Annotated in this window: 6 protein-coding genes; 4 read left to right on the plus strand and 2 right to left on the minus strand. The window is 46.3% G+C overall.

All coding sequences use genetic code 11. The annotated features are described in order from the left end of the window. Nucleotides 1-281: 281 nt before the first annotated feature. Both uvrB and uvrA read left to right on the plus strand, forming a co-directional pair. Nucleotides 282-2264: an excinuclease ABC subunit UvrB gene (uvrB, locus tag CGZ90_RS14690; protein ID WP_094253287.1), complete on the plus strand. Its 1983-nt coding sequence runs from the start codon at nt 282-284 to the stop codon at nt 2262-2264. 6 nt (nt 2265-2270) lie between these two features. Continuing rightward, nucleotides 2271-5144 carry an excinuclease ABC subunit UvrA gene (uvrA, locus tag CGZ90_RS14695; RefSeq protein WP_094253288.1) on the plus strand — a complete coding sequence of 958 codons (2874 nt, stop codon included), beginning with the start codon at nt 2271-2273 and terminating at the stop codon, nt 5142-5144. A 67-nt stretch (nt 5145-5211) separates the two neighbouring features. On the opposite strand, the gene CGZ90_RS14700 is transcribed toward uvrA, so the two are convergent. Both CGZ90_RS14700 and CGZ90_RS14705 read right to left on the minus strand, forming a co-directional pair. Next, nucleotides 5212-6090, minus strand: coding sequence for an alpha/beta fold hydrolase (locus CGZ90_RS14700; protein ID WP_094253289.1), 879 nt, complete (start codon nt 6088-6090; stop codon nt 5212-5214). A gap of 163 nt (nt 6091-6253) precedes the next feature. Further along, nucleotides 6254-6451, minus strand: coding sequence for a hypothetical protein (locus CGZ90_RS14705; RefSeq protein ID WP_094253290.1), 198 nt, complete (start codon nt 6449-6451; stop codon nt 6254-6256). 465 nt (nt 6452-6916) lie between these two features. On the opposite strand from CGZ90_RS14705, the gene CGZ90_RS14710 reads away from it, so the two are divergent. Both CGZ90_RS14710 and CGZ90_RS14715 read left to right on the plus strand, forming a co-directional pair. Continuing rightward, nucleotides 6917-7222, plus strand: coding sequence for a magnetosome magnetite crystal formation protein family (locus CGZ90_RS14710; protein WP_094253291.1), 306 nt, complete (start codon nt 6917-6919; stop codon nt 7220-7222). 80 nt (nt 7223-7302) lie between these two features. After that, nucleotides 7303-8324: DUF4097 family beta strand repeat-containing protein (locus CGZ90_RS14715; RefSeq protein WP_165766869.1), on the plus strand; the 1022-nt coding region annotated here is incomplete at its 3' end.

Consider the following 8324-nt stretch of genomic DNA (forward strand, 5'->3'; position numbering starts at 1 on the left):
GAGGAAAGCCGAACAGGATAAGAAGCGGGGTGAGTATAAAGCCGCCGCCGACGCCGAAAAAACCTGATAAAACGCCGATTGCGAGCCCAAGCATAATATAAACGAGTTCCATTGTTTGTCTCCTTTAAGGAATAACGTTCCTACAATAGTCTACCTAAAGGAAGCAGATTTGAAAAGTTTCCAATATGTTCTGCGAATATCTGTTCGTAAAAATTAGGATTACACCTTATGTATATGCTATAATTTTCACAGCCATATTTTAGGAATGGGGGTTCTTGACGTTGAGCAAGCCGTTTGAAATTGTATCGCAATACAAGCCGCAGGGAGATCAGCCAGAAGCGATCCGGCAGCTGATTGAGAGATTGAATGAAGGCAAGAAAAAAACGACACTTCTTGGTGCGACAGGCACAGGGAAAACCTTCACGATCTCCAATGTGATAAAAGAAGTGAACAAGCCGACGCTTGTCATAGCCCACAACAAGACACTTGCCGGCCAGCTCTACAGCGAGCTGAAGGAATTCTTCCCGAACAATGCGGTTGAATATTTTGTTTCTTATTATGATTATTATCAGCCGGAAGCGTATATCGCTCATTCGGACACATATATCGAAAAAGATGCGAGCATCAATGACGAGATCGATAAGCTTCGGCACTCCGCAACATCGTCATTGTTTGAACGGAACGATGTGATCATCGTTGCGTCTGTTTCATGCATCTATGGTCTCGGTTCGCCGGAAGAATATAAAAGTCTCGTCATCTCGCTTAGAAAAGGAATGGAAAAAGACCGAGACCAGCTTCTTCGGGATCTTGTAGACACTCAGTACAACCGCAACGACATCAATTTTACACGCGGAACATTCCGCGTACGCGGAGACGTTGTCGAGATCTTCCCCGCATCGCGTGACGAGCACTGTCTGCGTGTTGAATTTTTCGGAGATGAGATCGACCGGATCACAGAAGTTGATGCACTCACAGGAGAGATTCTCGGAGAACGTGACCACGTCGCGATTTTCCCGGCATCCCACTTCGTAACACGCGAAGAAAAAATGAAGCAGGCGATCGGCCGAATTGAAGCAGAGCTGGAAGAACGCCTCAAAGAGCTAAACGATGCAGGAAAGCTGCTGGAAGCGCAGCGTCTCGAGCAGCGCACTCGCTACGACCTTGAGATGATGGCGGAAATGGGCTTCTGCTCAGGTATCGAGAACTATTCCCTCCACCTGACTCTCAGACCGATCGGCAGCACGCCGTATACACTGCTCGATTATTTTCCAGATGATTCGCTTATCGTGATTGACGAGTCACACGTCACATTGCCGCAGATCCGCGGGATGTACAACGGTGACCAGGCGAGAAAGAATGTGCTCGTTGAACACGGATTCCGCTTGCCTTCCGCAAAGGACAACCGCCCGCTGACGTTTGATGAGTTTGAGAAGTATGAGAAGTTTCAGCATATTTACGTGTCAGCAACGCCAGGGCCGTATGAACTTGAGCATGCACCTGAACCGATTCAGCAGATCATCCGGCCGACAGGACTTCTTGATCCTACGCTTGAAGTACGTCCAATTAAAGGGCAGATCGATGACCTTGTCGGAGAGATCAATGCGCGAGTCGAAAATCAAGAACGTGTTCTTGTTACGACTCTGACGAAAAAAATGTCTGAAGATCTGACTGATTATCTTCTCGAGCTTGGCATAAAAGTGCGCTATCTGCATTCAGAAATCAAGACACTCGAACGGATTCAAATTATACGCGATCTTAGGCTTGGAGTGTTTGATGTCCTGGTCGGGATCAACCTGCTGAGGGAAGGTCTTGATATCCCAGAGGTTTCTCTCGTGACGATCCTTGATGCCGATAAAGAAGGCTTCCTGCGTTCTGACCGGTCATTGATTCAGACGATCGGACGTGCGGCACGTAACTCGAACGGCCATGTTATTATGTACGCCGATAATGTGACAAGATCGATGCAGGTGGCGATCGAGGAAACACAGCGCAGACGCCAGACGCAGATCGCGTTCAATGAAAAGCACGGAATCACACCGACAACGATCAAGAAAGAAGTTCGTGATGTGATACGTGCGACACAGACAGCGGAAGATGCTGGCACATACGGCACAGCCGCTCCAAAACAAAAGATGAGCAAGAAAGACCGTCAAGCTTTCATCGAACGCATGGAAAAAGAGATGAAAGACGCGGCAAAGAACCTTCAGTTCGAACGGGCCGCAGAGCTTCGTGACCTTATTCTTGAACTGAAAGCGGAAGGATGATCATAGTTGGCAGCCAACCAAAACTTAACCGTTAAGGGCGCAAGAGCCCATAATTTAAAAAATATAGATGTAACGATTCCACGTGACAAGCTTGTTGTACTGACAGGCTTGTCCGGTTCCGGAAAATCCTCGCTCGCGTTTGACACGATCTATGCAGAAGGACAGCGCCGTTATGTAGAATCATTGTCCGCGTATGCCCGCCAGTTTCTCGGTCAGATGGACAAGCCTGATGTGGATTCGATCGAAGGGCTCTCGCCCGCTATCTCGATCGACCAAAAAACGACGAGCCGAAACCCGCGTTCCACAGTAGGGACTGTAACCGAGATTTACGATTACCTGAGACTATTATTTGCCCGTATCGGGCGCCCGGTCTGTCCGACGCATGGTGTTGAGATTACCTCCCAGACGATCGAGCAGATGGTAGACCGCATCATAGAATACCCTGAGCGCACAAAGCTGCAGATCCTTGCACCGGTCGTTTCTGGCCGTAAGGGAGAGCATGTGAAGGTACTCGAGGACATCAAGAAGCAAGGGTATGTTCGCGTGAGAATCGATGGAGAGATGCGCGAGATTTCAGAAGAGATCTCTCTTGAGAAAAATAAAAAGCATTCCATTGAAGTTGTTGTTGACCGGATTGTCATTAAAGAAGGCATTATGACACGACTTTCAGATTCACTTGAAACGGCTCTGAACCTCGCAGAAGGCAGCGTGATCGTTGACGTGATGGGCGAGGAAGAACTTTTATTCTCGCAAAATCATGCATGTCCATACTGCGGTTTTTCAATAGGAGAACTCGAGCCTCGGTTATTTTCTTTCAACAGCCCGTTCGGAGCATGCCAATCATGTGACGGACTTGGCGTGAAGCTCGAGGTGGATCCTGAGCTAGTCATCCCGGACTGGTCGCGTTCATTGAAAGATCATGCGATCGCTCCATGGGAGCCTGTTTCATCACAATATTATCCGCAGCTGCTCGAAAGCATCGCGACACATTTCGGCATTGATATGGAAGTGCCTGTTGAAGATCTGCCGAAAGACCAGATGGATAAAATTTTAAATGGAAGCTCAAAAGACCGAATTCTTTTCACGTACCGTAATGACTTTGGACAGGTGAGGAAGAACGAGATCATCTTTGAAGGGGTTCTATCAAATATTGAACGCCGCTACCGTGAGACGAGTTCTGATTATATCCGCGAACAGATGGAAGGATATATGGCGCAGAAGCCTTGTCCAAAGTGCAAAGGGCACCGCCTGAAAAAAGAGGCTCTATCTGTCTTGATCAACGGGAAACACATTGGCGAGACAACACAGATGTCGATCACAGAAGCGAACAAGTTCTTCAATAATCTAGAACTGACAGAAAAAGAGCAGGCGATCGCCAAGCTAATCCTCCGAGAAATTGTGGATCGTTCCGGATTTCTCATCAATGTAGGACTCGATTACTTGACGTTCAGCCGCGCTGCCGGAACTTTGTCCGGCGGTGAAGCGCAGCGTATCAGGCTCGCTACCCAGGTCGGTTCACGCTTGATGGGTGTTCTGTATATTCTTGACGAGCCTTCCATCGGTCTGCACCAGCGCGATAATGACCGTCTTATACGCACGCTTGAAGAGATGAGAAGCCTTGGCAATACGCTGATCGTCGTCGAGCACGATGAAGACACTATGTTTGCTGCAGATTATATTATTGATATCGGTCCTGGTGCCGGGGCGCACGGCGGCACGATTACCGCACAGGGGACACCTCAGGAAATTATGGAGGATCCGAACTCGCTTACCGGACAATACTTATCTGGTAAGAAATTCATTCCGCTGCCGTCTGAACGACGCAAGCCAGATGGCCGATATATTGAAGTACTCGGAATGAGCGAGAACAACCTGAAAAACGCTAACGTGAAGATTCCGCTCGGCGTCTTTACCGGAGTAACTGGCGTTTCTGGTTCTGGAAAAAGTACGTTCGTGAACGAAATCCTTCACAAAGCTCTTGCACAAAAACTGCATAGAGCAAAGGATAAGCCTGGTGCTCACAAAGCGATAAAAGGGCTTGATCACGTTGATAAAGTTATTGACATCGACCAGTCACCGATCGGAAGGACGCCACGATCAAATCCTGCAACATATACAGGAGTGTTCGATGATATTCGCGATGTGTTCGCTTCAACAAATGAAGCGAAAGTGCGCGGCTATAAGAAAGGACGTTTCTCGTTTAACGTAAAAGGAGGACGCTGTGAAGCATGCCGCGGTGACGGCATTATCAAGATTGAGATGCACTTCTTGCCGGATGTATACGTCCCATGTGAAATTTGCCACGGTAAACGCTATAACCGTGAAACACTTGAAGTGAAGTACAAAGGCAAGAGCATCGCCGATATTCTTGATATGACTGTAGAAGAGTCGGTAGACTTCTTTGCTAACATTCCAAAGATCCGGCGTAAAATGGAAACAATTCTGGATGTCGGCCTCGGCTATATTAAGCTCGGCCAGTCGGCGACGACCCTTTCCGGCGGCGAGGCGCAGCGTGTTAAACTAGCATCACAGCTGCATAAGCGTTCGACAGGGAAGACGATCTACATTCTCGATGAGCCGACAACAGGGCTTCACGTTGATGATATTTCACGTCTGCTGAAGGTGCTGCAGCGCATCGTAGACAATGGAGATTCGGTTCTCGTGATCGAGCATAACCTTGACGTGATCAAGCAATGTGACCATTTGATCGACATGGGTCCAGAAGGCGGGGATAAAGGCGGAACTGTCGTCGGCACGGGCACGCCTGAAGAGCTGGCTAAGGTTGAAGCTTCTCACACCGGCCGATATTTGGCTCCGATTTTAAAGCGAGATAAAAAGCGCATGTCCAAAATCATGAAAGAAAAAGAAACCGTTAAATAGCATAAAAAAACAGCTTCCCAGGACCGGGAAGCTGTTTTTTGTATTATGGTGTCCAATAAAAAGGAGTTTAACTTCCGTCAATAGCCCGGATTGTCAGAAACTCCAGAACTTCCGGCAGCGGAGCGAAAATGGATGAAAAGTGGCTGAATCCTCGAAGCTCGGAATACTCTGAATTGGGAATAATGCGGTGCAGATGGCGGGCGTGGGCGACAGGGACGCTTTCATCTGAATCACTGTGCCACAATTTCACGAATGATATGATTTTAGCAGGATCAAACGACCATGGAGAGAGAAAATTTTTATAGTCATCGATCATTCCCCATGGAGATCGCGTTGCTTCGCTTACCGTTTTTACGTAAATCGATAAAATTTCCTTTGTGATGACTTTCTTTTCATCAGCAGGGAGCTGATCATATTGCGATTTCACAAATGCTTCAGGATTTTTTTGTGCGTATTGTGTAAATTTCCTTAAGCCGTCTGGAGATTGATAAGCACTAAGGAACCCAATCTGATCTTCTTTTGAATGAGAAAGAAGCAGTTCTTTTACAGCGAGCGGCCCCATGCCGCTGATAACAGCCACTTTCTGAACCTTGTCTGGCATGTCTGCCGCGCAGGCAAGCGCGTAAGGAGCGCCTCCGGAAATTCCGATCATACTGAAGCTATCAATCTTTAAATACTTTAGCAGCAGCTTAACATCTGAAACAACATGATCGATCGTTCTTCCTTGCTTTGGAGTGGAAAGCCCGTAGCCGGGTCGTTCTACAGCAATAATCCGGATAGGAGGAAACGGCATATCTGATGCCATTTCTTCAAGAAGTTTTATGAAAGGGTGGATACGGGAAGATGGAGTTCCATGAAACAGCAGCACCGGCAGTCCGTCTATTCTTCCGTAATCACCGAAACCGAGTGTTCTTCCGTCAGACAGAGAAAGTACGTGATTTTCCATGAATAATCCTCCATTTTTAGATACATGCGAAAAAAACAGCTGTAATAAATGGTCTTTGCATTAGTGTATTCGTTAGGAGAATATATTTTCCAAAATCATTTTTTGGAGTATGGTAAAATTACATTGTTTGGAATTGCATGAAGTTGGCAGACTGCTTTATGTGCTAGCCGCGCCACAAGTACCGGATTAAACGGTAAACAGCATAATTGATACCAGCAATCAGCACAAAGCTGAGTGCTGCAGCTAAAAGCTTTTCTCCAAATGAAAGGGTATCACTCGTTTCCGCACCGATGCTGTATAAGACACCAGTCAGCATCAAAACAGTTGCAAAAATAAATAAAGGCTTTAAAAAACGAGCCATAGAGATGTCCTCCTTAAATTAAGGTTCTTTTCCTAACAGATTATTGTTGCTTTTGAATGTAGAAAGTTTATCTACCCCAGTTGCTTTTGATGTGTTAATTGTGCTACAACGTTAATCTTGGTGGTATTTTACGCTTGATTACTATATCAGATCTTTTATTACATGCGCTTGATCACCTTGAACGCATCATTGATTAAGTTGATCGGAGTGTAAGGCGCCGACTCCTGCGGGATGAGTGAGACAGGTGAGACCTTCCAATGNNACCGCTCACCCCGCGGAAAGCGTGCGCCTGTAACGGAGATCAACTGCTTCTCGGAGTCCTTTCATTGCACATAAGCCTACAAAAACAATTTAAATAAAAACACAAGCTGTCATAATCATACGGAATATAGGAACATCTGTCGAATAAGTACAAAGAAAAAGGAAGTTTATTTTAAAAAGAGAAGTTAGAAGGGGAAAGGTTCTATGAATGACAATAAAAATAAAATACTATCGTCATTGTGCTATTTTAGTATTTTCTTTGCACCTTTTTTATTTCCTGTCGTTGTTTATTTTGTTATAGAAGATGAAACGGTGACTGAACACGCCAGAAAAGGCTTTTGGTCTCACTTAATACCTGTTATTGCCATCTCGCTTGGCATTATTGTAGTCTTTGAGTCCGGATTTGCCAAGGGTGCCATTATTTTCAGCGCATTGGTGTTCGGATTAGTGTCATTAATCGTCACCATATGGAATATTGTTAAAGGAATAAAGGTGCTTATCCAAACTTGAATTCAGCAGCCGGAAAATACTCGACATCATGAATCAGCCTCGACGCCGGTGCAATGACAAACTCAGGGGGGCGTCCTGTCATGGAAGAAAAGAAGATGATTTTGAACATGCTGAGTGAAGGCAAAATTTCTGCTGAAGAGGCAGAAAAACTGCTATACGCTGTCGGGAGCAAAAAAACGTTCAGCGTGAAGAACCCAATCAAGTCAATGGCTTCACAAGGCGGGGCAACAGCAGTTAAGATTCCATCTACAGGGTATAAAATGGCTAAGTTTTTCGATCGTGTCGTCCAGCGAATCAAGACGGCAGACTTTGACCTGAATTTCGGTCCTTCAGAGGCTGTCCATTATGTGTACTCTGACAGCCACGTCATGTTTCAGCAGGTAGACATAGAAGTTTATAACGGTTCTGTCACCATGGTTCCGTGGGATCGGAACGATGTGCAGATTGAATGTGAAGCACAAGTATACAAAGTTCCTGAAGGCTCTTCAGCGAAAACAAAATTCCGAAATGAAACGTTTTATGACTGTGATGCAACAAAGCTCAGGTTTTATTCCCGTAACAAGCATCAAAAAGTGAACGCGGTGATCTCCATTCCTCGCTATGCATTTGATGAGATCAAACTGTCTACTTTTAACGGACCAATCAAGCTAAGCGACTGTGAAGCGAAGGCGGTTAACGTGAAATCAACAATCGGCTCGATCTCGATCGCTGAATGCCGTGGCTCTAAGCTGAAGGCGGAGACGGCAAACGGAACACTTACCGTTAATGACTGCCTGTTTGATGAAGCTGATGGTGAAACGATGAACGGCGCACTCCGTATGGCAGTGGATGCAAAGCATATACGAGCAGAGACGATGAACGGTTCGATCTTCTGCAGGCTGTCATCTGCAGTGGAGGGCTCTGCATATTTTAAAACCGTAACCGGAAAAATTGAAGCAGAGCTGCCCGGCGAGATGGAAGTCGATGCCGAGCTGAAAACGATAGTAGGCGGATTCGTGTGTGATTTTGATACACTCGAAGTGAAGGAAGAGAAGAAGGAAGTAGCACGCAAATACTTGTCATTCGTCGCCAATAAAGGATCTGCCCCGGCATACCGGGTGGA

The sequence above is a fragment of the Fictibacillus aquaticus genome (assembly GCF_002245695.1).
Taxonomy (GTDB): Bacteria; Bacillota; Bacilli; order Bacillales; family Fictibacillaceae; genus Fictibacillus; species Fictibacillus aquaticus.